At 73.4% G+C, this 22,598-nt stretch carries 23 protein-coding genes and 1 pseudogene; 8 read left to right on the plus strand and 16 right to left on the minus strand.

Annotated elements, in window-relative coordinates:
* Window position 1 precedes the first annotated feature (1 nt).
* The 3 genes from ACLJWH_RS06355 to ACLJWH_RS06365 all read left to right on the plus strand — a co-directional run bounded on the left by ACLJWH_RS06355 (window position 2) and on the right by ACLJWH_RS06365 (window position 3,217).
* Entirely contained in the window at window positions 2-1,648 is a 1,647-nt protein-coding gene (locus ACLJWH_RS06355) for a glycoside hydrolase family 13 protein (protein ID WP_411140587.1), read from the plus strand.
* 1 nt (window position 1,649) lies between these two features.
* On the plus strand, window positions 1,650-2,693 hold the full coding sequence (locus ACLJWH_RS06360) for a LacI family DNA-binding transcriptional regulator (RefSeq protein WP_411140588.1): 1,044 nt from the start codon (window positions 1,650-1,652) through the stop codon (window positions 2,691-2,693).
* Between the two features lie 74 nt (window positions 2,694-2,767).
* Window positions 2,768-3,217, plus strand: coding sequence for a DUF6224 family protein (locus ACLJWH_RS06365; protein ID WP_411140589.1), 450 nt, complete (start codon window positions 2,768-2,770; stop codon window positions 3,215-3,217).
* A 115-nt stretch (window positions 3,218-3,332) separates the two neighbouring features.
* Here the strand turns inward: ACLJWH_RS06365 and ACLJWH_RS06370 are convergent, their stop codons facing one another.
* From ACLJWH_RS06370 to ACLJWH_RS06385, 4 genes are all read right to left on the minus strand, one after another.
* Window positions 3,333-3,953: a hypothetical protein gene (locus tag ACLJWH_RS06370; protein WP_411140590.1), complete on the minus strand. Its 621-nt coding sequence runs from the start codon at window positions 3,951-3,953 to the stop codon at window positions 3,333-3,335.
* Between the two features lie 417 nt (window positions 3,954-4,370).
* A complete protein-coding gene (locus ACLJWH_RS06375; RefSeq protein WP_411140591.1) occupies window positions 4,371-4,619 on the minus strand; it encodes a DUF397 domain-containing protein in 249 nt (82 codons plus the stop codon).
* 116 nt (window positions 4,620-4,735) lie between these two features.
* The gene (locus tag ACLJWH_RS06380) at window positions 4,736-4,924 is read right to left on the minus strand and encodes a DUF397 domain-containing protein (RefSeq protein ID WP_411140592.1); all 189 of its coding nucleotides are present in this window, start codon (window positions 4,922-4,924) and stop codon (window positions 4,736-4,738) included.
* On the minus strand, window positions 4,921-5,751 hold the full coding sequence (locus ACLJWH_RS06385) for a helix-turn-helix domain-containing protein (protein ID WP_411140593.1): 831 nt from the start codon (window positions 5,749-5,751) through the stop codon (window positions 4,921-4,923). Before ACLJWH_RS06385 ends, ACLJWH_RS06380 begins: the two co-directional genes overlap by 4 nt.
* A 158-nt stretch (window positions 5,752-5,909) precedes the next feature.
* Between ACLJWH_RS06385 and ACLJWH_RS06390 the strand changes: the two genes are divergently transcribed.
* Window positions 5,910-6,380, plus strand: coding sequence for an ATP-binding protein (locus tag ACLJWH_RS06390; RefSeq protein ID WP_411140594.1), 471 nt, complete (start codon window positions 5,910-5,912; stop codon window positions 6,378-6,380).
* 241 nt (window positions 6,381-6,621) lie between these two features.
* On the opposite strand, the gene ACLJWH_RS06395 is transcribed toward ACLJWH_RS06390, so the two are convergent.
* Window positions 6,622-7,401, minus strand: coding sequence for a hypothetical protein (locus ACLJWH_RS06395; RefSeq protein ID WP_411140595.1), 780 nt, complete (start codon window positions 7,399-7,401; stop codon window positions 6,622-6,624).
* 161 nt (window positions 7,402-7,562) lie between these two features.
* The gene (locus tag ACLJWH_RS06400; protein ID WP_411140596.1) at window positions 7,563-8,234 is read right to left on the minus strand and encodes a TetR/AcrR family transcriptional regulator; all 672 of its coding nucleotides are present in this window, start codon (window positions 8,232-8,234) and stop codon (window positions 7,563-7,565) included.
* 447 nt (window positions 8,235-8,681) lie between these two features.
* Here ACLJWH_RS06400 and ACLJWH_RS06405 point away from each other — a divergent pair, with 447 nt between their 5' ends.
* A complete protein-coding gene (locus ACLJWH_RS06405) occupies window positions 8,682-9,185 on the plus strand; it encodes an RICIN domain-containing protein (RefSeq protein ID WP_411140597.1) in 504 nt (167 codons plus the stop codon).
* A 45-nt stretch (window positions 9,186-9,230) separates the two neighbouring features.
* Here ACLJWH_RS06405 and ACLJWH_RS06410 read toward each other — a convergent pair whose 3' ends face one another.
* Window positions 9,231-10,184, minus strand: a complete 954-nt coding sequence (locus ACLJWH_RS06410) for an AraC family transcriptional regulator (protein ID WP_411140598.1) — start codon at window positions 10,182-10,184, stop codon at window positions 9,231-9,233.
* 500 nt (window positions 10,185-10,684) lie between these two features.
* On the opposite strand from ACLJWH_RS06410, the gene ACLJWH_RS06415 reads away from it, so the two are divergent.
* A complete protein-coding gene (locus tag ACLJWH_RS06415; protein WP_411140599.1) occupies window positions 10,685-11,962 on the plus strand; it encodes a hypothetical protein in 1,278 nt (425 codons plus the stop codon).
* Window positions 11,963-11,974: 12 nt separating this feature from the next.
* On the opposite strand, the gene ACLJWH_RS06420 is transcribed toward ACLJWH_RS06415, so the two are convergent.
* From ACLJWH_RS06420 to ACLJWH_RS06455, 8 genes and pseudogenes are all read right to left on the minus strand, one after another.
* Window positions 11,975-12,496, minus strand: coding sequence for a GNAT family N-acetyltransferase (locus ACLJWH_RS06420; RefSeq protein ID WP_411140600.1), 522 nt, complete (start codon window positions 12,494-12,496; stop codon window positions 11,975-11,977).
* A 111-nt stretch (window positions 12,497-12,607) separates the two neighbouring features.
* Window positions 12,608-12,808, minus strand: a complete 201-nt coding sequence (locus tag ACLJWH_RS06425) for a hypothetical protein (RefSeq protein ID WP_411140601.1) — start codon at window positions 12,806-12,808, stop codon at window positions 12,608-12,610.
* A gap of 35 nt (window positions 12,809-12,843) precedes the next feature.
* Window positions 12,844-14,151 (minus strand): PDR/VanB family oxidoreductase, encoded by a 1,308-nt coding sequence (locus ACLJWH_RS06430; protein WP_411140602.1) that lies wholly within the window; start codon window positions 14,149-14,151, stop codon window positions 12,844-12,846.
* Between the two features lies 1 nt (window position 14,152).
* Window positions 14,153-15,067, minus strand: a pseudogene (locus tag ACLJWH_RS06435) (metal-dependent hydrolase).
* 191 nt (window positions 15,068-15,258) lie between these two features.
* Window positions 15,259-17,295, minus strand: a complete 2,037-nt coding sequence (locus tag ACLJWH_RS06440) for a hypothetical protein (RefSeq protein WP_411140603.1) — start codon at window positions 17,293-17,295, stop codon at window positions 15,259-15,261.
* A 94-nt stretch (window positions 17,296-17,389) separates the two neighbouring features.
* The gene (locus tag ACLJWH_RS06445) at window positions 17,390-17,638 is read right to left on the minus strand and encodes a DUF397 domain-containing protein (protein WP_411140604.1); all 249 of its coding nucleotides are present in this window, start codon (window positions 17,636-17,638) and stop codon (window positions 17,390-17,392) included.
* A 254-nt stretch (window positions 17,639-17,892) separates the two neighbouring features.
* Window positions 17,893-18,540, minus strand: a complete 648-nt coding sequence (locus ACLJWH_RS06450) for a LuxR C-terminal-related transcriptional regulator (protein WP_411140605.1) — start codon at window positions 18,538-18,540, stop codon at window positions 17,893-17,895.
* Window positions 18,531-19,811, minus strand: coding sequence for a histidine kinase (locus ACLJWH_RS06455; RefSeq protein WP_411140606.1), 1,281 nt, complete (start codon window positions 19,809-19,811; stop codon window positions 18,531-18,533). The genes ACLJWH_RS06450 and ACLJWH_RS06455 overlap by 10 nt, the downstream gene beginning before the upstream one ends.
* 240 nt (window positions 19,812-20,051) lie before the next feature.
* On the opposite strand from ACLJWH_RS06455, the gene ACLJWH_RS06460 reads away from it, so the two are divergent.
* Together ACLJWH_RS06460 and ACLJWH_RS06465 are read left to right on the plus strand one after the other, a co-directional pair.
* Entirely contained in the window at window positions 20,052-20,894 is an 843-nt protein-coding gene (locus ACLJWH_RS06460; protein WP_411140607.1) for a GNAT family N-acetyltransferase, read from the plus strand.
* The gene (locus ACLJWH_RS06465; protein WP_411140608.1) at window positions 20,891-21,829 is read left to right on the plus strand and encodes a lysophospholipid acyltransferase family protein; all 939 of its coding nucleotides are present in this window, start codon (window positions 20,891-20,893) and stop codon (window positions 21,827-21,829) included. Before ACLJWH_RS06460 ends, ACLJWH_RS06465 begins: the two co-directional genes overlap by 4 nt.
* Here ACLJWH_RS06465 and ACLJWH_RS06470 read toward each other — a convergent pair.
* A complete protein-coding gene (locus ACLJWH_RS06470) occupies window positions 21,805-22,368 on the minus strand; it encodes a winged helix-turn-helix domain-containing protein (protein ID WP_411140609.1) in 564 nt (187 codons plus the stop codon). The two genes, ACLJWH_RS06465 and ACLJWH_RS06470, sit on opposite strands and share 25 nt — an antisense overlap.
* Window positions 22,369-22,598: the final 230 nt, after the last annotated feature.

Raw genomic sequence — 22,598 nt, forward strand, 5'->3', positions numbered from 1 at the left:
CATGACGCGATACGACACCGCCCCCGCCGACCCGACCGCCACCCCGACCGGCCCCGCCCCCGCCGCCACCACGACCGACTGGTGGCGTGACGCGGTGATCTACCAGGTCTACCCGCGCAGCTTCGCCGACGGCAACGGCGACGGTATGGGCGACCTGGCCGGCATCCGCAGCCGGCTGCCGTACCTGCGGGACCTGGGCGTGGACGCCGTCTGGCTCAGCCCCTTCTACGCCTCCCCGCAGGCCGACGGCGGCTACGACGTCGCCGACTACCGCGCCATCGACCCGATGTTCGGCACCCTGCACGACGCCGACGCGGTCATCCGCGAGGCGCACGCCCTGGGCCTGCGCATCATCGTCGACGTCGTCCCCAACCACTGCTCCGACCAGCACGAATGGTTCCAGCGGGCACTGCGCGAGGGCCCCGGCTCCCCGCTCCGGCAGCGTTTCCACTTCCGCCCCGGCCGGGGCGCCGACGGTGAACTGCCGCCCAACGACTGGGAGTCCATCTTCGGCGGCCCCGCCTGGACCCGGCTCCCCGAACCTGACGGACAGTGGTACCTCCACCTCTTCGCCCCCGAACAGCCCGACTTCAACTGGGACCACCCCGCCGTCCAGGACGAGTTCCGCTCCATCCTGCGCTTCTGGCTGGACCTGGGCGTGGACGGCTTCCGGGTGGACGTGGCCCATGGACTCGTCAAGGCCCCCGGACTGCCGGACATGGGCCGCGCCGGGCAGCTGAAACTCCTCGGCAACCAGGTGCTGCCCTTCTTCGACCAGGACGGCGTGCACGCGGTCTACCGCTCCTGGCGCACCGTCCTGGACGAGTACTCCGGCGACCGGATCGCGGTCGCCGAAGCCTGGACCCCCAGCGCCGACCGCACCGCCCGCTACCTGCGCCCCGACGAACTCCACCAGGCGTTCAACTTCCACTACCTCAACACCGGCTGGGACGCCGCCGCCCTGCGCGCCGCCATCGACTCCTCCCTGGACGCGATGCGGCCGGTGGGCGCCCCGACCACCTGGGTGCTCTCCAACCACGACGTCGTCCGGCACCGCACCCGCCTCGGTGGCGGCCTCGACCGCGCCCGCGCCGCCACCCTGCTGATGCTCGCGCTGCCCGGCTCCGCCTACGTCTACCAGGGCGAGGAACTGGGCCTGCCCGAGGTGACCGACCTGCCCGACGAGGTCCGCCAGGACCCCTCCTTCTTCCGGGCCAGCGGCCAGGACGGACTGCGCGACGGCTGCCGGGTGCCGATCCCCTGGACCGGGGACGAGCCGTCGTACGGCTTCGGGACCGGCGGCAGCTGGCTCCCGCAGCCCGCCGGCTGGGCCGCGCTCAGCGTCGCCGCGCAGACCGGCGACCCGGACTCCACCCTGGAGCTGTACCGCACCGCACTCGCCCTGCGCCGCGCCCACCCCGGCCTCGGCGCGGGCGACGCGGTGGAGTGGCTGGCCGCCCCGCCCGGCGTCCTGGCCTTCCGGCGCCCCGGCGGCCTGGTCTGCACCGTCAACACCACCGGCACCCCCGTCCGCCTCCCCGCCCCCGGCCGCCCGCTGCTCTCCTCCCGTCCCGCCGACCGCCAACCGGCCGCCACGGACGGCGTGTTCGAGCTCCCCGCCGACACCGCCATCTGGTGGGAGGCGTGAGGTGATACCGCCCGCTGACCGCGCCACCCCGCGGCTGGCCGAGATCGCCGACCGGGCGCGGGTCAGCGAGGCGACCGTCAGCCGGGTCCTCAACGGCAAGCCGGGGGTGGCGGACACCACCCGGCAGCGGGTCCTCGCCGCCCTGGACGTCCTCGGCCACGAACGCCCGGTACGTCCGCCGCGGCACCCCACGGGCCTGGTCGGCCTGGTCGTCCCGGAACTGACCAACCCCATCTTCCCGGCGTTCGCCCAGGTCATCGAGGAGTCGTTGGCCGGTCACGGCTACACCTCGGTGCTCTGCACCGGTGGCGCGCACGAGGACGAACGCGTCGGGCAACTGGTGCGGCGCGGCGTCACCGGCATCGTGTTCCTGTCCGGGCTGCACGCCGACACCGCCACCGACCCCGCCCGCTACGCCCGGCTGACCGCCCGCGGCGTCCCGCTGGTCCTCATCAACGGCTGTCGCGCCGGCGTCGACGCCCCCTTCGTCTCCCTCGACGACGCCGCGGCGGCCCGGACGGCCCTGCGCCACCTGGCCGAACTGGGCCACGAACGCATCGGCCTCGCCGTCGGACCGGCCCGCTACGTCCCCTCGCGCCGCAAGGCCGAGGGGTTCGTGGCGGCCCTGGGCGAGTCGTTCGGCCTGACGGGGGAGCGGGCCGAACGGCGCGTCCGCCACACCCTGTTCAGCGTCGAGGGCGGCCACGCCGCCGCCACCGCCCTCCTCGACGCGGGCTGCACCGGCATCGTCTGCGGCAGCGACCTGATGGCCCTCGGCGCGGTCCGCGCGGCCCGGCAGCGCGGCCTCGGCGTCCCCGCCCAGGTCTCGGTGGTCGGCTTCGACGACTCCCCGCTGATCGCCTTCACCGACCCGCCGCTGACCACGGTGCGCCAGCCGGTCCGGGCGATGGCCACCGCCGCCGTGGGCGCCCTGATCGAGGAGATCCGCCGGAACCCCGTCCAGCGCACCGAATTCGTCTTCCGCCCCGAACTCGTCGTCCGCGGTTCCACGGCCCCCGCGCCCCGGAGCCCGCTCCGCGAATGACGACCGGCCACCCGCCGCACCTGACACACTGGGTTCCCAGTAATGAACACACAGTGACCAGGAGTTGGTGTCAGATGAGCGATGACGACGACGCGCGGCCGTACACCAAGGACGAAGTGCTGCACGGCGTGGCGCTCCTCCAGGCGCACCTCGCCGGGGACCAGGACGCGGTGGCGGCCCTGCACGGCGACGACGACGCCGACTCGGCGGTGGAGGCCGCGCGCGCCATGTACGCGATGGGCCACATCATCGTCTACGGGCTGATCGTCCCCGAGATGTGGGTCATCAAGAAGGGCTTCAGCTACGGCGAGACCCGTCACGTGCCGGAACTCCAGCTGGCGATCCTCATGGTCGAACGCCTGGCGGACCGGGTGGAGGTGGCACGTGACGTGCCCGCGGTGTGCGCCCTGTCGGCGGGCGATGTGATGGGCCTGATCGTGCAGTGCACCGGTACCACGAGGGAGGAAGTGCCCGCCTTCCTCAACACGGTGCGCGAACGGACCCTGCAATCGATGACGGCGTAGGCCGGTCGGTCCCCCTGGGCGGCGTACGCCACGAACGCCGCCCAGGCGTCGGCCGGTACGGCGAGCCGGGGCCCGCCGTGTTCTCGGCGTCGCGGACCCGCCTGATCCGGTCGGATCAGGCGGTGAGCAGGAACCAGCCCCCGAGGCCGCCGCACATGCTCGCGTTGAAGGCGCCGGTGCGGTAGCCGGGCGGCACGGGCACGCCGGGGCAGATGTACACGCCGGCGCGGGCCAGTTGCTGGTACCACACGCCGATGTTGCCGCAGCCGGTGCTGATGTGGCCGGTGAGCACGTACCCGGAGGGGATCGGCGAGCCCGCACAGACCCACTGGCCGTCGCGGGCCAGCTGGAGGAACCAGGTGTCGATGTTGCTGTTGCAGCCATTGGCGGTGTGGAGGGTGATCACGTAGCCGGGCGGGATCGGCGAGGTGGCGCAGACCCAGATCCCGTCCTGCACGGGCTGCATGTACCAGGCGCCGGCACCGTTGCACCCGTTGGCCGCGCGGCTGGTGATCACGTAACCCGCCGGTATGGGCGTGCCGGGGCAGACCCACCCGGGGGCCGCGTCGGTGGCGGCGGCGACCGGCGCCGCCTGGGGCGCCGCACTGGCCGTGCCGACGGCCGGGCCGGTGAGGACGGCCATCAGCAGCGCGACCACCCCCACCACCGCGGCGAGCCGGCTCCGGACCGCCGCCACCGATGAACGACCGAGCGGATGGCGATACTTGATCTTCACTTCACACCGGTCCAATCGACGGGTCCACGAAGCGCCGCACGAGGGCCGCGCGGCGCCGGGCTGTGGAGCTGAAGTGACCCTAGTGGGAACTGATGCGGCTGATTATCACCGAACGGACACATCATCAACCTGGCCGGAAACCGATAGGACCCCGCCGCCGAGAGGAACCGTCAACTGCCGGTTCCTGCTACCGGAGCGCGCCTCTCTGGCGCTCCGAACGGCCGACCGGATGCGTCTGTCCGGTTGGTGACCAGTGAGATGAGGTGAGGTGGGACCGGATCGAGCCGTTGATGCCGGCCGATCCGGTCCGCGGGCGGCGGCGGGCGGACCGCCCTGGCCGCGGCGGACGCCGACGACGAAACCGACTGGACCGCCTCGGTGGACTCGGCCAAGAGACAGAACCCGGGACCGGACCGGTCAGCCTTCTTGGGCGGCGTATGTGACGAACGCCGTCCAGGCGTCGGCGGGTACGGCGAGCTGGGGGCCCGCCTTGTCCTTGGAGTCGCGGATGTGGACGGTGGTGGGGCAGGTGGCGATCTCTACGCAGTCGTCGCCCGAGCTGCCGCTGTAGCTGGACTTGTGCCAGGAGAAGGCGGCTTCTACGCAGCTGTCGCCGTCGCCGCTGCTGTAGCTGCTCTTGAACCAGGTCAACTCGGAAGTGCTCATAGCGCTCCTCGCGTTTGCTTCAGACCGTGCGGTGCATCGGCACCACGAGGGAGGAAGCGTGTGCCTTCCTCGCGGGTGGGCGAACGGACCGTGCGATCGTTGTCGGCCTGGACCGGTCAGCCTTCTTGGGCGGCGTACGTGATGAACGCCGTCCAGGTGTCGGCGGGTACGGCGAGCTGGGGGCCCGCCTTGTCCTTGGAGTCGCGGATGTGGACGGTGGTGGGGCAGGTGGCGATCTCTACGCAGGAGTCGCCTTCGGGGCCGCTGTGGCTGGACTTGCGCCAGGTCAACTCGGGGGTGCTCATAGCGCTCCTCGCATTTGCTTCAGCAGGTTTGCGGATTCGTCGGGGGAAAGTGCCTGAGAGCGCATCTTGGCATAGCGCTGGAGCATCACGCTGACTTCTTTCGGGTCAGAGATCAGCTGATGGTGGCGGCTTCCCTCGGTGTAGCCAAGCCAGTGATGGCTCTGTGTCTCCATGACCTGCAAGGAGCCGTCGTGGCCTGCGTGTTCTGACTGGTGCAGCGGCATGATTTGAAGGTCGACGTTCGGCAGTTCGGCGCAGCGGAGCAAATTGTCGATGAGTTCTCTGGTGACCTCGACTCCTCCCGTGTGTCGTTCCAGCAGGGCCTGTTCGATGATGAAACTGAACGCGACGGGCGGCGTGCGGTACAGCAACTGTTGGCGTGCGAGCCGTGAGGCGACTCGATCTTCGACCAGTTCTTCGCTCGGGGGCGGGGGCACGCTCAGAACGACCGCACGGATATAGGCTTCCGTCTGCAATAGTCCTGGGATCACCCGGCATTCGTACGTGCACAGGGTTACCGCATGCTCCTCCAGCCCCGCCCACTGGCTAAACCATGAAGCCAGCCCCGGTTGTCGTGCCAGATGTTTGGCCATCGCCCGGAGGACTCCGAATGCATCCAGCACCTTCTCCGCCCGGTCGATGAACTCCGGCGGGGGGAGCCTGCGTCCCTGTTCGATCGAGGCGATGGTCTGCAAGGAGAACTGCGCCAGAGTGGCCAGTTGCTTCTGGGTGAGCTTTGCGCGTTCGCGGAACACCTTGACGACAGCCCCGAATGACTTGAGGCTGTCAGTGGACTCCGGCTCGTCATTGCGCATACCTGCCGCCATGTCCGGTCACCTTCCGTGTGCCTGTAAGGCCCCTTCGCCCGACCTGACCATGCTCACGGTCCGTTACCCGTACTGTCCACTCTTTGCACTCGTACGCAGACTCTCCGTACGTGTCGAAAGCCTGGTCATCGACGTTTCGGAGCCGTCACCTTGGGTTCATGCCAGCCCACGCCACCCTCCGGGCCACCCAATCCCCGGTTACCGTACGTGTGTTCACGCAGCGCTTCAGCGCCACCCGACGCGGGGCCCGTCTCGCCCGCCTCCTCGCCGTCGACCAACTCGACACCTGGGGCCTCCCTTACGGGGGCGACCTCTCCGAGTCCGTCGCCGCGATCGTCGCCGAACTCGCCGCGAACGCCGCGATCCACGGCCGCGTACCGGGACGGGACTTCGAACTGCGCCTCGCGCTCCTGCACGGCGCCGCCGGTCCCGGCACCCTGCGCATCGAGGTCGCCGACACCCGTACGGAGCGGCGCCCGCCCGGTCCGGACGGGCTCACGCTCCCGCCGCCCGACTCCGAGTCCGGGCGCGGCCTCCTCCTCGTGGCGGCGTTCGCCACCCGCTGGTCGGTCCTCGACCGCGATCCGGTCGGCAAGATCGTCCGCGCCGAACTCGACCTGCTGCCGTGAACGCGCCTTCCCCTGCGAGCCACGACGAGGGGACGGGCTGTCAGAACGCCGGCTTGCGGTCGGCGTACGCATGCATCGGTTCGCCCTTCGACGGCTCCGGCCGCAGGCCGTGGTCATGGAGTCCGAGCCGCTCGGCAACCGTTCGGGAGCCAGCGATCGGCCTGGCGCTGGGTGCCGCCGATGCGCGACGGCATCGGCGACGGCGTGGCAGGCGAGGGGCGGATTCCGTACCGCCCCGGCCTCAGTTGTTGAGCTGCGTGAGGATGACGTAGTCGGTCTCGTCGTCGGGCAGGTAGCGCACCCGCAGGATGCGGCCCGGCTGCACCCGGGGGACCAGGGCGGAGGGGATCGGCCGGTCCTGTTCGACGGTGAAGGCGGACCGGTCCGCGCGGGTGATCTGTACGACCAGGTGGAGCACGCTCTTGCCGTCGCGGATCTCGCCGGTGGGGGTCATCGACATGACCACGGCCTCGGCATCCGTTCCGCGGGTGCCGATCTCGTACTGCGCCCGGCTGATTTCGCCGCGGACGAGCTGGACGCTGTCGAGAGCCGCCTGCGCTTCGGCGGGCGTCACGTCCCGGGCGATCACCACGCCCTTCTCCGGCCGGTCGGGAAGGTAACGGACGGGGAGCGTGCGGCCGGGTTTGACGGTGCCGGGCTCGGTGAGGTCCACGGTCAGCCGGGTGGTGGCCGGGAAGGAGGCACCGTCGAGGATGTCGACCGTGAGCGCGAGTTCCAGCTGCGGCTTGTCGTTGATGCTGACGCCCGTGTGGCGCACTCCGGTCACGGTGCCCCGGCCGATCGGGGCGCCCCGGAACGCCCGGGACGGCCCGCCCACCGCACGGCTCACCTGGAAGAGCGCCGGCACGACGAAGGCGAGCAGGATCAGGCCGATGAGCCAACCGTTGAGCCAGGCGAATACGGGTTCCTCGCCGCCCACGGTGGCGGTGATCCCGCTACTGACATAGATCACGGCGACGACGACGCCGATGACGAGCGCGATCCAGGCGATGAACTTCATGAGTGGCCGACCCCCGCGGAGACGCTAACAGGCGTCCCACGCGTCACAGCGATCCGCATCCCGAGAGGTAGCTGAACGCGAGGTGTGGAGGCACCTGACCGGCGTCGCCTTCCTCTTGGGCCGGCGGTGCCGGAGCCGGGTGCGGGGCGGGCGCGGCGGTGTCACGGACGGTCGCGTGGCAGCGCGTGCAAGCCCTGGATGATCAGGCGCAGACCGAATTCGAAGTGTGCGGTGAAGTCGGTACTGGCGAGGGTGGGCAGGGTCGCGGCCAGGTGCGGGAACTGTCCTGGTGACACGGCCCGGCGCAGGCGTTCGGGGTTCGCGGGCCCCGGCTGGAGCACGGCCTGCTCCTCAAGGGTGAGGCCGACGGTGAAGCTGATCACCGCCATGAGGCCGCGGGCCGCGTCCTCGTCACCGAAGCCCGCCTCACGCAGCACACCCGTCACGGCGTCGGCGAAGCCCAGTGTGTGCGCCCCGTCCGAGTGGGTTCCGGCGAAGACGCGGGCGCCGTCGCGCCGGGCGAGCAGGGCCGTACGCATGGCCCTGGCCAGGCCGGCCAGCCGCTCGCTCCAGTCGCCGGCGGCCCCTGGCCCGTTCGCCGCGGACGCGGGGATCTCGGCCAGTATCCGTTCCGCCATCGCGGTCAGCAGGTCCTGTTTGGTGGCGAAGTAGCGGTACAGCGCGCCCGCCTGCACGCCCATGGCATCGGCCAGGCGCCGCATGGTCAGTGATTCGAGGCCGGACTCGTCCAGCAGCCGCAGAGCCGTTTCGGCGGTGCGCGACTGGTCGATCCGCGCGAGACGGCCTTTGGGGCGGGGTAACGGGGAGGTCATGGGCCTCACTGTAGTGAACGGCGTTCACGTGAGCGCCGTTCACCGCATAAGAGGGGTATCTCGGCTGGATCCCGATGCGCTCGTGGTGGGTGCCGGGACGGCCGGGCCGATGCCCGCCGGCCGGTTGGCGCCGGCGTCCTGCACTCCTGGCGCGCCATCGAGAGCATCTCCGCCGATGCGGAGAACGGCACTCGCCGCCCTGCCCCCATCGGCCAACCGCAGGTGGCGGACGCCCCGTTCGGTCCATAGGGCCCGTTCGGCGCGGATGAGGTGCGGACGAGGCGCTGACGAGGCCCCGGACGAGGGGGTCTCGCCGGTGCGCGGATGGAGCAAGAGCGCGACCCCCGATCGCGTGAAGTAGCCATCCGGTGCGTTCCCTCGGCCGATGCAGGTCCCTACGCTTCCGGCAAAAGGGGAGAAATCCCCCCTTCGGGAAAGGGGTTGCACATGCGTTCCGCCCTGAAGAAGTGGGGCCGCGCTCTGGCGGTCGTCACGGTGACGATGTCGGCCACCGCGGTGGTGCCGGGCGGCAGTGCCGCCGCGGCCAACGGGGTGCAGATCCGCACCTTCGCCGACAAGTGTTTCGATGTGCAGGGCCAGACCACGGCGGACGATGCGCACATCGTCCAGTACCGCTGCGACAGCCTGGCCAATCAGCGGTTCAGAATCGTCTCCCTCGACCACGGGGAGTTCGAGATCCGCACCTTCGCCAACAAGTGTCTGGATGTGCAGGGCCAGAGCACGGCGGACGACGCGCGGATCGTCCAGTACACCTGTAGCGGCCTGTTCAACCAGCGCTTCAGGATTGTGGACATCGGCCGCGACGCCGTTGAGATCCGCACCTTCGCCGACAAGTGCTTCGACGTGAAGGGACAGAGCGCGGCGGACGAGGTGCGGATCGTCCAGTACCGCTGCGACGGCCTGTTCAACCAGCGTTTCACCATCCTCTGACCTGCGCGGTTCCGCCGTTCGGCCCGGTGTACGCCCCGGGACGGCTCAGCCCGCCGGGGCCTCGCGGCTGGCGGGCAACTCCTCGGCGGTGCCCCGGCGATAGGCGCTCGGGCTCACTCCCCGGACGCGTTTGAAGGCCGCGCTGAAACCGAAGGCGTCGGCGTATCCGACCCGGTGCGCCACCGCCGCCACCGTCAGCTCCGGCTTGCCCAGCAGGTCGGCGGCGAGCGTCATACGCCATCCGGTGAGGTAGGAAACCGGTCCCTCGCCGAGCAGTTCGGTGAACCGCTTGGCGAGGGTGGTCCGCGACACCCCGGCGCGCGCGGCCAGCGCCGATGTCGTCCAGGGGTGCGCCGGGTCCTCGTGCAGGGCGCGCAGGGCCGGGCCCGCCACCTCGTCGCCGAGCGCGCGGTACCACTTGGGCGGGTCGGCCTCGGGGCGGTCGAACCAGTCGCGGAGCGTACACACCAGCAGCCAGTCCAGCAGGCGGTCCAGCACGATCTGGCTCCCGGGCCGCACTCCGGCGATCTGCGACTCCAGGTAGTCGCGCAGGGCGGCGCAGTCGTGCTCGTCCGGTACGACGAGCACCGGGGGCAGCACCCGCAGCAGCCGCTGCGGCACCTCCGCCCGTACGTCGTAGGCGCCGGCCATCAGTACCGTCGGCCCGGCGAGTTCCCCGGCGGGCGCGGCGTCGGGGTGCTCGCCGGAGTCTCCGTCGGGGGCGCAGTGCACGTCCCGCACCGGGGAGTTCGCGGCCGTCGCCGGGTCGTCGGTGAAGACGAAGGGCGCCGGGCCACGGACGATCGCCGCCTCTCCGGCCCGCACCCGGTGCGCCGTACCGCCCTCCGGGACGAGCCATCCCGCACCGCGCAGCGGGACGCACAGCGTGAGATACGCGGCGTCGGTGAACCGCAGCGACCACGGCGCCCACAGCACCGAACGGCCGAACACGGCCCCCTTCCCACGGACCCCGCGCAGCAGGTCATCGAACACGTCCATGCGCCAACGATAGGCGGGCCCGGCGCACGGCCGGCGAGCACGCCCGGAGCCCTCACCTGCGGGCGGGGCGGGGCGGGGCGGCACCTGGGGTGGGCGGACGAGGCCACTCGCGGGGCGGGCCGGACGATCTCGTACCGGCACTCCGGGCCTGCCCCAGGCGGTGGCCGATGCCCTCGGCGCGCAGCTCGCCACGCACCGCGCGGGCCACCCGGCCGACCCCGGCGCCTCCTCGGCCGCACGCCCCGGCCGCCTTCGGCCCGTGGGCCGAGCGCCTCGCCGCCCAGGGCACCTGGTCATAGGCGCAGGCCGTAGCTCCCGCCCCCGACCGCATGCGCCCCCACCGCATTCGAGTGGCCGTCCCGATTCGCTCGCGCGACAGTTGAAGTGTGGCGCGGCGAGCCGTACGCCGAATTCGAGGGCGGCGGCCGCGGCGACAGCGTACGGGCGACAGGGCGTACGGGCGGTATGGGGTGTGCCCGGTGTTGCCCACATCCCGAGGAGTGGCATTGTCCGGACAGCAGGGTGCACGGGACGCCGGGAATGGCCAGGGCGTCGGGAACGCGCCGGAATTCGGGGCGGAACGGGGTATCGGGCGGCTGACCCTCGCGGACCCGCTCGCGGCCGAACCGCGCATTCCAGGCCCGGTCCCGGCACCGCGGCCCGACGAGAAATGGGATCTGCCCGACGGCTTCGCCTGGGTCTACTACGCCGAGAACGGCTCCGACATCACCAAGCCGGTGATCATGGCCGACGCCTTCAGCCTGGGCAGGAGCGACCTGGGCCGGCTCTACCAGGGCCTGGAGACCGGCTTCCCGTTCCTCTCCGGTCTGCGCCACCGCGGCAGGACGGTCATCCTGCTCGGCTTCGACGAGCGCTCCGCGTCCCTCATGGACAACGCGAACGCCGCGATCACCGCCGTGCAGCGCACCATCGCCGAACAGCGCGACCACACGCGACTGACCGTCGGCGGCTTCGGCACGGGCGGTCTGGTCACCCGCTACGCCCTGGCCAAACTGGAGCACACGGGTGCCGACCACTGCACCGGGCTGTACTTCTCCTACGACAGCCCGCACCGCGGCGGCGTCGTCCCCCTCGCGCTCCAGGCGTTCGCCCACTTCATCCCGGGACCGGAGAACGACCTCGCCCGGCAGCTGAACAGCCCCGCCGCGCGTCAGACGCTGTGGCGGCACTACGACGGTGAGACCGGTGCGGTCCGGCCGGACCCCGAGCGGGAGAAGTTCCTCGACGCCCTGGGGCGGTTCGGCCACTGGCCGCAGCTGCCCCGTACGATCGCCGTCGCCAATGGCGCGGGCAACGGCCGGGGCCTCCCCGTCCCGCCCGGCGACCTCGCACTGAAGATCAACGGCCCCGTCTTCCCTGGTACCGCCCTCTACACCCAGGGCGCGGGCGACGGCGTCCGGGTCGCCGACCTGAAGCGGCTGCTGCCGCCCGCCGCCCAGCGGATCACCACCGACGGGTTGCCCGAACTGGACGGCGCCCCCGGCGGCACTCTCGACGCCTACCGGCTCCTCGCCGAGAGACTCGACGCCCACGGCGCGGAGACCGACCTGCGCCACCCCACGGTCTGCGCCGTCCCCTCGGTCAGCGCCGTCGCCATCCGCGACCTCGACCGGCACGACGACCTGTACGCCGACATCGCCAGCCTGCCGCCCGAGCAGAGCGAACTCGACGAGTTCCACTGCTCCGCCACCAATACCGGCCACACCGCCCTCACCCGGGAACTGTGCACCTGGATCATGGACCGCCTCCCGGTCTGACGCGACGAGCCGTCACGCCCCCAGCCGCTTCTCGAAGAGCGTGACGGCGTACCGGCTGCCGCCCGCCCCCTCCTTGATGACCGGCTGCTTCCCGACGACGGTGTAGCCCGCGCCCTCGTAGTAGGTGTGCAGCCGGGGGTTGGCCGCCCGGCAGTCCAGTCGGCTCAACTCCCGCCCGGCCGCGGCGATCCGCCGCTCCGCGTGCCGCAGCATCGCCCGTCCGGTCCCGGCCGGCGCGGCCGTGCGGTCCACCATCAGCCGGTGCAGATAGCCCGCCACCGGCGGCTGCGGCCCCCACGCGGGCTCGTCCCGCCACCACAGCTCGAAACCGCCGACGGTCCGCCCGGCCACCTCCGCGAACCAGACCTCACCGTCCCGCACCCGCAGCCGGAAATGCTCCCTGTCCTTATCGCCCGGCCGCCACTGGTCGATCCCGCAGGCCCGCATCCAGCGGGCCGCACCGTCGTACAGCCCGACCAAGGCTGCCAGATCGTCGCCACCGTCGTCGGCGAGCCGGAAAGTGATCATGTTCATGGAGGGATTGTGCCGCAGGAGCCGTAACCGGCTGAGGGACGCCGTCCGGACGGGCGGACGGAGGCCGTCGAGGGGCCGGAAGCACCGGCCTCAGCGGGATTTTTTTCCGGGTCACGCCGACTGCGTCCCCGGCGTCCGCAGTGCCCCCGGCCGGCCGACCAGTTCGCCGAAGATGCCGTCCGCCGGTTCGTCCGCCAGCATGCGGTCGACCACCTTCGCCATGCCGGGGTCGTACGCGGCGCTCACCGCCGCCGGCGCCGCGAGGTTGCGTCGCTCCCCGACCCCCATCCTGCGGCGCGCGCCGGTCGTCATGCGCACACGGGATCCAGCCGGGGCGCACCGCGGAATCACAGATCCAGCACAAGACCTCCGCCGCGGGCCCGGGAGACACAGATCAGCAGCGAGTCCGCGCGCTCGGCGTCCGTCAGCAGCTGGTCGCGGTGGTCCACCTCCCCGGCCAGCACGCGCTGTTGGCAGGTGCCGCAGAATCCCCGCTCGCAGGAGTACGGCAGGTCCGGCAGCGCCTGCGCGCGGAGCGCCCGCAGCACGCTGGTGTCCGCGGGGACGGTGACCGTACGGCCGGAGCGCCGCAGCTCCACCTCGAAGGCGGTGTCACCGGCCGTGTGCGCACCGGTCGGCGGGGGCGCGGCCGGGGTGAACCGCTCGGTGTGCAGCGTCAGTCCCTCGGGGCCCGCGGGCAGCAGCTCGGCCACCGCGTCCATCAGCGGCTGGGGGCCGCAGCAGTAGACGGCCGCGTGCGGCGGGGCACCGGCGAGCGCCGCCGCGAGATCCGGCCGGCCCGCCTCGTCCTCGGGCACCACCGTCACCCGTCCGCCGCCGGTCTCCGTGAACTCCTCGGTCTCCGTGAACCCGCCGGTCTCCGTGAACCCGCCGGTCTCCGTGAACCCGCCGGTCTCCGTGAACCCGCCGGTCCCCGTGAACCCGCCGGTCCCCGTGAACCCGCCGGTCCCCGTGAACTTCCCAGTCTCCGTGAACTCCCCGTTCCCCGCCAGCTTCTCGATCTCCGTCAGGAACGGCATCGACGCCCGCGACCGTCCCGCGTACACCAGCCGCCACGGCACCCCCGCCGCCTCGGCCTGTCGCAGCATCGGCAGGATCGGGGTGATGCCGATACCGCCCGCGATGAAGACATAGGCGTGGCACTCGGTGAGCCGGAAGCGGTTGCGCGGGCCGCGTACCTCGACGGTGCTGCCCTCGTGCAGCGCCTCGTGCACCTCCCGCGAACCGCCCCCGCCGTCCTCGATCAGCCGGGTGGCGATGGTGTACGAACCGCCGTCCGGCCGTACCGCGTCGGCCGGTTCGCCGCACAGCGAGTACGGGCGCACGGCGCCCGACGGCAGCACCAGATCGATGTGCGCGCCCGGCTCCCAGGCCGGCAGCCGTGTACCCGCCAGCCGCAGTGACACCACGCCGTCGGCCGCCACGGACCGCTCGGCGACCCGCAGCCGCAGCGGCGCCGGACGGTCCCGGTCCCGGCCTCTGCCGGACACCGGTTGCTCCAGTGCGGGCAGCGGCCAGAGCGGGGACTCCTTGATCCGGCGCCGCAGTGCCCGGCGGGCGACCAGCGCGGCACCGGCGACGACGAGCGCGGTACGGACCCGGGGCGGAACGGGGAGAGTGGGCAGCACGGGCATCTCAGGCGCCTCCGGGGGACGTCGCCTCGGCCGCGACGGCGGCCGGTGAACGGTGGAGATAGGCGACGGCCTGCTCGGTGCTGCCGTGCTGCGAGGGGTGGTAGGTCCGGCTCAGGTACTGCGGGACGGAACGCGCCATCGCCCCGGCCGTCGGCAGTACGCCCTGCCGCCCGCCGCGCAGGAAGTCCCGGAACCCGGCCCGGCCGTCGAGCAGCGAGGGATCGTTCGCCATGAAGAACCGGATGCCGCGCTGCCACAGGAACACCAGCGCGGTGAAGGCGGTCGCCTAGGTGCGTACCCGGCGCCGGTAGCTGCCGTCGAGATGCAGGAAGAGGTCGAAGGCCACCGAGCGGTGTTCCACCTCCTCCGCACCGTGCCAGCGCAGCAGATCGAGCATCGTCGGATCGGCGCCCCGGGCGTCCAGCGCCTCGGCGTTGAGCACCCAGTCACCCAGGAAAGCGGTGTAGTGCTCGATCGCGGCGATCGTGGCGACCCGCTCCAGCAGCCACCACCGGCGGGCCCGCCCCGGCGGCAGGGTGCGGTCGCCGAGCAGCTTCTCGAAGAACCAGTCCACCTGCGCGGTGTACGGCTCCGGGTCCAGGCCCAGGGCCTTCAGATGCGGCAGGACGTCGTCGTGCGCCTGGGAGTGCATCGCCTCCTGGCCGATGAACCCGATGACGTCCGCGCGCAGCCGAGGATCGCGGAGGTGGGGCAGCACCTGCTTGTAGACGTGCACGAACCAGCGCTCGCCGGCGGGCAGCAGCAGATGCAGCACATTGATCGTGTGGGTGCTGGCCGGGTCACCGGGTATCCAGTGCAGCGGGGTGTCCGCCCAGTCGAAGGCGACGTTACGGGCCTTCAGCGGGATGTGCTCGGACGCGGCCGGCTGGGGCCGCAACGAGGCCGTGTTAGACATGGCGTCAATGTACTGGCGAGTAAGGTGTTGGCAACAGCCTTCGGACACCGGAAAGTGGGGCCCGTCCCCGGCGCCCGCCGCGCCTCACCCGGTGCCGCTCTTCCGGCCTTGCCCCGCCTTCCCGGCCGTGCCCCGCCCGGCGCCGTTCATCCCGGCCTCGCCCCGCCCGGTCCCCCTCGGCCCGGTCCCGCTCAGCGCAGCGTCGTCAGCCGCTCTCCGTCCGCCAGCCGGGCCGTCAGCTCCGGCCGGTCGCCCGCCTTCGCCGGGATCGCGAGGAACCGCCCGGCCGCCTGCCCGCGCACCCCGCCGGTCGCGGTGATCGAGGTGACCTGTTCGCTGCCCGCCGCCAGCAGCCACCACCGCCCGTCCGGATGTCCGCCCGGGTGCCCGCCGGTGGCCTTCCACAGCACCCCGGCCAGCACCCGCGGGGCCCGTGGCCCGCAGGCGGTGCCGCCGTCGGCGCGGGCCACCGCCGCCCCCGGCGCCGCACCGGACCGGCCGCCCGGCGCGGGCGTCTGGATCTGCGCGAACGTGAGGCTGCCCGCACCGCGCCAGGTCTCCGCACGGGTGCACACCCACGCCGCGCTGCCCGCGCCCCCGGGCAGCGGCTGGCGCGCGAACTCCCAGGAGTTCACCGCGCTCACGCCCTGCCCGCGCAGGGCCGCCAGCTGGCAGGCCGTCCGCGCCCACACCGTCCGCGCCCGCGATCCGCTCACTGCCCCGGGCTCGCGCGGCGCGCCGTACGTCAGCCGCGCCGGGACCGGTTCGGCGAGGTCGGTCAGCAGCTCGCCGCCCGTCCGCAGCGCGGGCCACGCCGTGCACGTCGCCCCCGGGGCGGACGTCGGGACGGGGTGGGTCAGACCGTTCGCGTCGCGGTGCACCGCCCGGCCCGCGGCGTCCGGCTTCAGCAGATCCACCAGCCGCGCCGATGTCACCCAAGGGGCCGTCAGATAGCGGACGTTGCCGTGTGCACGGCTCGCCACCACCGCGTCCGCCGCCGTGCCCGCCGCGCCGTCCGTCCGCGCGAAGTCCAGCGTCGTACCGGACCCACCGGAGCTGTCCAGGCTGTCCGCGCTGTCCGTGCCGTCCGTACCGTCCGCCGCCTCGGCGTACCGCACCACCCGCAGGCCGTCGTGGAGGAGCACCACCACGGCGTGGTCCACCACGCCCGCGAACAGCAGCTGCGGAGGTCCCGCCGCGGGCCCGGCGGCGGTGCCCGGCGTCGCCGTGACCCGCACCCCGGCCCCCGGCCGGGCCCACACCGCGAGCGCCCGCCGCAGCAGCGCCCGGTCGCCGACCCGGTCGCCGCGGGCCGGCCAGGCCGTGAAGTCCTGGCGCGCCGCGCTCCGCCAGGCGGTCGCGGCGGCCGCCGTCACCTTCGCCGGATCCAGCGCCGCCTGCGCCGCGGCGTTCCGGGCGTACGGCGGCGCGGCCGCACCACCCGGGCCGTCCGGACCCGCCGGGCCCCAGCCGCCACCGGGCAGCCCCAGCAGCGCCCCGCACACCAGCACCGCCGCACCCCCCGCCAGCACCGCCCGGACGTGCTGCCGCCGCCGGATCAGGTCCGTCGGCCGGGCCTGCAAGGCGCAGGGGTCGAACTCCGCCGATTCCACCGGCGACCGGTCCCGGCTGCCGGCCGGTGTCGCGGTCCGCGCCGCCTCGTCCAGCGCCTCCCGGGTGTCGGCCACCCCGGCGGCCGCCAGCACCCGGAGCGCGTCCGCCTCCGTCAGCCGCTCCGGACCGCACAGCGCGAACGCGGCCCGCCCCGGCGCGGAGAGCGCCGACAGTGCTTGTTCCAGGGCCAGTTCATCGGCGCCGCCGGACCGCGGGGAGAGCCGCAGCCCCCACACCCGGGGGAGCAGCGGCGGCGGTACGGGCAGCCACCGCCGCCATCCCCGCCCGGTGCCGAGCGCGGTCCGCAGCACCCGCAGCCGTACGCAGGCGTAGCCGGGCGCGGCCGCCGGGTCCGCGCCGCCGCACGGGGCGGGCAGTGCGGGGCCGCGGGCGGCGGTGGGCCGGCGCGGCAGGGAACGCTGCACTACCGCATGGGCGGCCAGCACCCGCCGGCTGCGGCTCGCACCCGGCGGGAGGATGAGATAGGCCAGCCGTACCAGCCGTGGGTAGTGCTCGACCAGCGCGGCCTCGGCCTGTTCGACGTCGACGAGGCCGTCGAAGCGGTCGGCGGAGGTGGGGTCCGGACGCGGGGTTGCCGCCTGCTGCTGCTCCACGTTCCGTAAAACGAGTGAATCCTGTGATGGTCACCGAGGGGCGCTTTCGCCCCGACGGGTGATCATCACAGGATTCGGGTCCCGCGCGGGCACCTCAGGCGCCGGGCGGCGGCCCCACTGCCAGGTCGAACTCGCCGTCCCGCGCGCCGAGGACGAAGGCGCGCCACTCCGCCTCGGTATAGCGCAACACCACCTCCGGCTCCGTGGAGTTGCGCATCGCCACCGCCCCGCGCTCCAGGAAGGCGATCTCCACCGCCTCCTCGGACTCGCCGGGGGCGCGCTGCCAGGTGGCGTCGGAGATGTCGAGGGCGTAGAGCCACTCTTTCTCAGCTGCGGCACTCATACCGTGATCCCCTCGCTCGTGATCCGTCCCGGTCAGCGTACGCGGTGGCCGAGCGACGTTCCAGCGGCGGAACCCGGCCGTCCCGCGGGCGCCGGTGGGGGAGTTGGGGTCGGCCGGACGCCGCTCGGCGTCCGGCCGCGGGGCGGTTCCGGGGCGGGTACGGTCCGCTGACGGGACGTCGGCCCAGGTCCGGGAGCCGCCCGTCGGACCGGGCCCGGGAACGGCCTGCCCGGCCCGGGTCCGGGCACCGCCCGTCAGCCCCGGTCCAGGTAGGCCAGGACGGCCAGCACCCGCCGGTTGTCGTCGTCCGACGGCGGCAGCCCGAGCTTGCCGAAGATGCTGGAGGTGTGCTTGGCGACCGCGCGCTCCGTGATGACCAGCCGCGCCGCTATCGCCGCATTGGACCGGCCCTGCGCCACCAGCTCCATCACCTCCAGCTCGCGCGGCGACAGCTTCGCCATCGGCCGGTCCCGCGCACGCCGCGTCAGCAGCTCCGCGATGACCTGCGGATCCATCGCCGTACCGCCGGCCGCCACCCGCCGCACCGCGTCGGTGAACTGCTCCGCGTCGAACACCCGGTCCTTGAGCAGATAGCCCACCCCGCCGCTCCCGTCGGCCAGCAGCTCGCGCGCGTACAGCTGCTCCACATGCTGGGAGAGCACCAGTACGGGCAGACCGGGCCGCGCCCGGCGGGCGGCCAGCGCGCATTGCAGGCCCTCGTCGGTGAAGGACGGCGGCAGCCGGACGTCGACGACCGCGACGTCCGGCGTCAGCTCCGCCAGCGCCCGGGTCAGCTCGGGCCCGCTCGCCACCGCCGCGACGATCTCGAAGCCGAACGCCTCCAGCATCCGCGCCAGTCCGTCGCGCAGCAGGAAGAGGTCTTCGGCGAGTACTACGCGCACGGAATCTCCATCGTGACCAGGGTCGGGCCGCCGACGGGACTGCTGACGGCGAGGACGCCGTCGAATGTACCGAGCCGCCGTTCGACGCCGCGCAGCCCGGAGCCCGGCGCCCCGCCCCCGGCGTCGTCCGCAGCGCCGGAGTGCAGCACGGCGCCGCCCCGTCCGTCGTCCGTCACCGCGATCCGCAGCAGGGCATCGGCGTACCGGATGTCCACCCGCACCCGCTCGGCCCCCGAGTGCTTCGCGGCGTTCGTCAGGATCTCGCTGACCGCGAAGTACGCGGCCGACTCCACCGGCGCGGGCAGCCGCCCCGGCAGCTCGGCCGTCACCTCGACCGGCAGCGCCGTCCGCAGCGCCAGCGCCCGTACCGCATCGCCCAGTCCGCGTTCGGCCAGCACCGGCGGATGGATACCGCGGACCAGATCACGCAGCTCGGTCAGCGCCTCGGCCGACGACCGGCGGGCCCGGCCCGCCAGCTCCTTGGCGCGCGCCGGGTCCTTCTCGATCAGCGCCTCGATCGCCCCCAGGCTCATGCCCACCGCCACCAGCCGGGCCTGCGCGCCGTCGTGCAGATCCCGCTCGATGCGGCGCAGTTCGGCGGCGGACGCGTCCACCGCGTCGTGCCGGGTCTCGGTCAGCCGCGCCACCCGGGCCGCCAGTTCGGCCCTGGGCGGGGTGAGGAACACCGCGGCGAGCTGGAAGTGGGCCCGCAGCAGCGCCGGGTTCGCGTACCGGGCCAGTACCAGCAGCCCGGCGCCGACCGGCACCAGCGCGTAGATCAGCCCGGGGCGGCCGGTGGTCAGCGCGCCCAGGCCCAGCAGTTCGCCGCCCAGGCCGGTCAGCCAGTGCAGGAGCGGCAGCAGGACGAACCCCACGCCGTAGCCGACCAGCGAGGGCGGCAGCAGTACCAGCAGGAAACCGGCCGACAGATCCACCGGCAGCCACAGCAGCTCCCGCCAGGTCGCCGGGTCCCGCAGCAGCACGGCGCAGCGCTGCGCCTGGCCGAGCGGACCGCGCCGCAGCCGGGCGGGGAAGGGGCGGTACGCCGCCGGGATGCGCAGCCCGGCCACCTCGTACCCCCATACCCGGCGCAGCTGGGCGAAGGACCGGGCCCAGGACACCACGACCGGAGTGGTGAGGATGCCCACCCCCAGCACCATCAGCGCCATGGACAGCACGGTCAGCACGAACAGCGCCAGCGATCCGCCGTGCGCGACCAGGGAGAGCCCCAGCCCCCGCACCCCGGCGACCAGTGTTCCGCGGACCCTCATCTGTACGCTCCTCGCGCTTCACGCGCCCGGACGCCGGACACGGGAACAGTCTGCCGGGTGGAGAACGCCAGGTCATGGGGTTACGCCCCCGGGCCAGGGGGTACGTGGCACCACCTGTGCGCCCGGTACGGAACCTGACCCGGCATCATCCGCGACCCGCACCATCCGTGGGCCCCGCACCCGTTCCGCCGGCTCACGCCCGCGACCCCACCGCCTCCCCACTCCCCAAGGAGGGCTCCCATGAGCAGGGCAACGACCGCGTCCACCGCCATACCCGCACCCACCGCCATACCCGCGCCCGCTCCCGCGGCATCCGCTCCCCCCTCGGCCCCGGCCCCCGCCGACCCGGCCACCGTCCCCGCCTACACCGCCGAGATCGCCGGCACGCCCGAGCGGATCCGGGCCGCGCAACGGCTGCGCCACCAGGTCTTCGGCGAGGAACTGGGCGCGACCCTGCACTCCCCGCTGGCCGGCCACGACATCGACGCCCTCGACGCGCTCGCCGACCACCTCGTCGTCACCCACACCGCCACCGGCGAGACCGTCGGCACCTACCGGCTGCTGCCGCCCGGCCGCAGCCGGCGGCTCTACTCCGACGGCGAGTTCGACCTCGGTGCCCTGGAAGCGCTGCGCCCCTCGCTCATCGAGGCCGGCCGCTCCTGTGTGCACCCCGACCACCGCGGCGGCGCCGTCATCCAGCTGATGTGGTCCGCCCTCGCCCGCTACACCCTGCTCTCCGGCCACCGCTATCTCGCGGGCTGCGCCTCCGTCCCGCTCGCCGACGGGGGCACCGCCGCCGCGCACGCCTGGGAGCTGGGCCGCACCCGCCACGCCGCACCGCCCGCACTCCAGGTCACCCCGCACCACCCCTGGGAGCCCGCCGCCCCCCTTTCCGAGCTCGTGCCCGGCGGCCCCCGCGCCGCGCAGCTGCCCCCGCTGCTGCGCGGCTATCTGCGGGTCGGCGCCTGGATCTGCGGTGCGCCCGCGTACGACCCGGAGTTCGACGTCGCCGACTTCTTCGTGGTCCTGGACATGGCGCGGCTCGACGACCGCTACCGCCGCTACTTCCTGGAGCAGCGGTGAACGGCCCCTGGGACATCTGGTCCGCCTGCACCCCGCAGTGCGCCCGGCACGCCGTACCGCCGGTGCCGGCGGCCGAAGCCGCCCGGCGCGGTGTCGCGTTCGCCCGCGCGGTGCGCCGGGCGCTGGCCGTGCGCGGCACCCCGGCGGACGGCGGACGACCGCCCGACCCGGCGCTGCTGCGCGCCCATGCCCGCGCGCTGCTCACCGCGCTCGGCATCCGCCTGGAGACCGCGGACGACGGACTGCGGGTGCCGCGCCCGGCCGCCCCGGGGGCCGAGCGCCACGGCGGCCCCGGCACCCTCGTCGTCGCCAACCACATCTCCTGGCTCGACATCCTCGCGTTGCTCGCCGTCGAACCGGTGACCCTGCTCGCCAAGCGCGAGGTCGGCGGCTGGCCGGTCGTCGGCGGCCTGGCCCGCAGTGCCGGTACGCACTTCATCGACCGCACCAGCCCGCGCCAACTCCCGCACGCCGTAAGAGAATTGACCGAGCTGCTGGGTGCCGGGCACTCGGTGGCGGTCTTTCCGCAGGCCACCACCTGGTGCACCCCGGCGCAGGGCGCCTTCCGCCGCGCCACCTTCCAGGCCGCGATCGACGCGGGCGCCCCGGTCCGGCCGGTCACCCTCACCTACACCCAGCACGCCCGTCCCAGCACGGTGGCCGCGTTCTGCGGCACGGACACCTTCGTCTCCTCGCTGCGCCGGGTGCTCACCGCGCGCGGCCTGACGGTACGGGTCGCGGCGCACCCGGGCCTGCCGGCCGGGCGCGACCGCCGCACCCTGGCGGCGCTGGCCCGGACGGCCGTCATGGGCGAGGCGCCGCGCCCCGTGTGGGACGTACCGGCCGTCCCGGACCCGCCGGTTGGCGGCGCACGGGTGCCGGAGCCGGAACGGGCCCCGGCACCGGCGTCTCAGATGCCCGGTACGTACTTGTAGCCGACCCGCCGCACCGTCACGATCGACGACCGGTGCTCGATGCCCAACTTGCGGCGCAGCCGGGCGATATGGACATCGACGGTGCGGCCGTCGCCCACGTGGCCGTACCCCCACACCGTGGTCACCAGCTGGTCGCGGGTGTGCACCCGGTGCGGATGCGCGACCAGATGGGCCAGCAGCTCGAATTCGAGGTAGGTCAGGTCCAGCGTCCGGCCCTGGACCTGCACGGTCCGCTGTTCGGGGTCGATCCGCACGGTCTCGTCGCCGGTGGTCACCGGCCGTTCGGCGGTCCGCTGCGGGCCGGTGGCGGCCTGGTCGGCCGGTACGAGCACCAGATAGCCGACCATCGGCGGCTGGCCCGGCAGCACGGGGAGGGTGTGCTGCGGCGCCGGCAGCCAGGTCGCGCCGGAGTTCAGGAGTTCGGCGACGGGCGGCACCTCGTCGGGCGCCACGGCGCGCAACCGCTGGCGGTGCGGTGCGGGGACGGCGGGGAGGGGAGCCAGTGCGGAAGGGGCGGGCAGCGTACGGACGTTCGTCATCGGGGGTCAGCTCTTTCGCGCAGAGGGTCGTCGGGGACGTCGTGCGCGCGGGCAGGGCTGGAGACGCCGGTCAGCGGCGTCGGGAAAGGGGGTGCGGGCCCGCGCTCAGTGCGCGCGGCAACACAGACGGTCGTACGCGTGCGCCTGCCGGGAGGGCCAGAAAGGCTCAAGGTCGCTGCGACCTGTCGCGGTATCGGTGAGGCTGGCCATGCGCCCTATTGAACCAGACA

It is taken from the genome of Streptomyces sp. x-80 (genome assembly GCF_046549095.1).
Classification (GTDB): Bacteria; Actinomycetota; Actinomycetes; order Streptomycetales; family Streptomycetaceae; genus Streptomyces; species Streptomyces celluloflavus.

What these genes read in the sequence shown, in the direction of transcription:
- ACLJWH_RS06445 (WP_411140604.1), bottom strand. Translation starts at nt 17,638, where the DNA reads ATGAGTGCCGCAGCTGAGAAAGAGTGGCTCTACGCCCTCGACATCTCC.
- ACLJWH_RS06425 (WP_411140601.1), bottom strand. Translation starts at nt 12,808, where the DNA reads ATGACGACCGGCGCGCGCCGCAGGATGGGGGTCGGGGAGCGACGCAAC.
- ACLJWH_RS06400 (WP_411140596.1), bottom strand. Translation starts at nt 8,234, where the DNA reads ATGACCTCCCCGTTACCCCGCCCCAAAGGCCGTCTCGCGCGGATCGAC.
- ACLJWH_RS06380 (WP_411140592.1), bottom strand. Translation starts at nt 4,924, where the DNA reads ATGAGCACCCCCGAGTTGACCTGGCGCAAGTCCAGCCACAGCGGCCCC.
- ACLJWH_RS06455 (WP_411140606.1), bottom strand. Translation starts at nt 19,811, where the DNA reads ATGAGGGTCCGCGGAACACTGGTCGCCGGGGTGCGGGGGCTGGGGCTC.
- ACLJWH_RS06355 (WP_411140587.1), top strand. Translation starts at nt 2, where the DNA reads ATGACGCGATACGACACCGCCCCCGCCGACCCGACCGCCACCCCGACC.
- ACLJWH_RS06430 (WP_411140602.1), bottom strand. Translation starts at nt 14,151, where the DNA reads ATGCCCGTGCTGCCCACTCTCCCCGTTCCGCCCCGGGTCCGTACCGCG.
- ACLJWH_RS06395 (WP_411140595.1), bottom strand. Translation starts at nt 7,401, where the DNA reads ATGAAGTTCATCGCCTGGATCGCGCTCGTCATCGGCGTCGTCGTCGCC.
- ACLJWH_RS06375 (WP_411140591.1), bottom strand. Translation starts at nt 4,619, where the DNA reads ATGAGCACTTCCGAGTTGACCTGGTTCAAGAGCAGCTACAGCAGCGGC.
- ACLJWH_RS06365 (WP_411140589.1), top strand. Translation starts at nt 2,768, where the DNA reads ATGAGCGATGACGACGACGCGCGGCCGTACACCAAGGACGAAGTGCTG.
- ACLJWH_RS06390 (WP_411140594.1), top strand. Translation starts at nt 5,910, where the DNA reads ATGCCAGCCCACGCCACCCTCCGGGCCACCCAATCCCCGGTTACCGTA.
- ACLJWH_RS06420 (WP_411140600.1), bottom strand. Translation starts at nt 12,496, where the DNA reads ATGAACATGATCACTTTCCGGCTCGCCGACGACGGTGGCGACGATCTG.
- ACLJWH_RS06385 (WP_411140593.1), bottom strand. Translation starts at nt 5,751, where the DNA reads ATGGCGGCAGGTATGCGCAATGACGAGCCGGAGTCCACTGACAGCCTC.
- ACLJWH_RS06470 (WP_411140609.1), bottom strand. Translation starts at nt 22,368, where the DNA reads ATGACGAACGTCCGTACGCTGCCCGCCCCTTCCGCACTGGCTCCCCTC.
- ACLJWH_RS06460 (WP_411140607.1), top strand. Translation starts at nt 20,052, where the DNA reads ATGAGCAGGGCAACGACCGCGTCCACCGCCATACCCGCACCCACCGCC.
- ACLJWH_RS06410 (WP_411140598.1), bottom strand. Translation starts at nt 10,184, where the DNA reads ATGGACGTGTTCGATGACCTGCTGCGCGGGGTCCGTGGGAAGGGGGCC.
- ACLJWH_RS06405 (WP_411140597.1), top strand. Translation starts at nt 8,682, where the DNA reads ATGCGTTCCGCCCTGAAGAAGTGGGGCCGCGCTCTGGCGGTCGTCACG.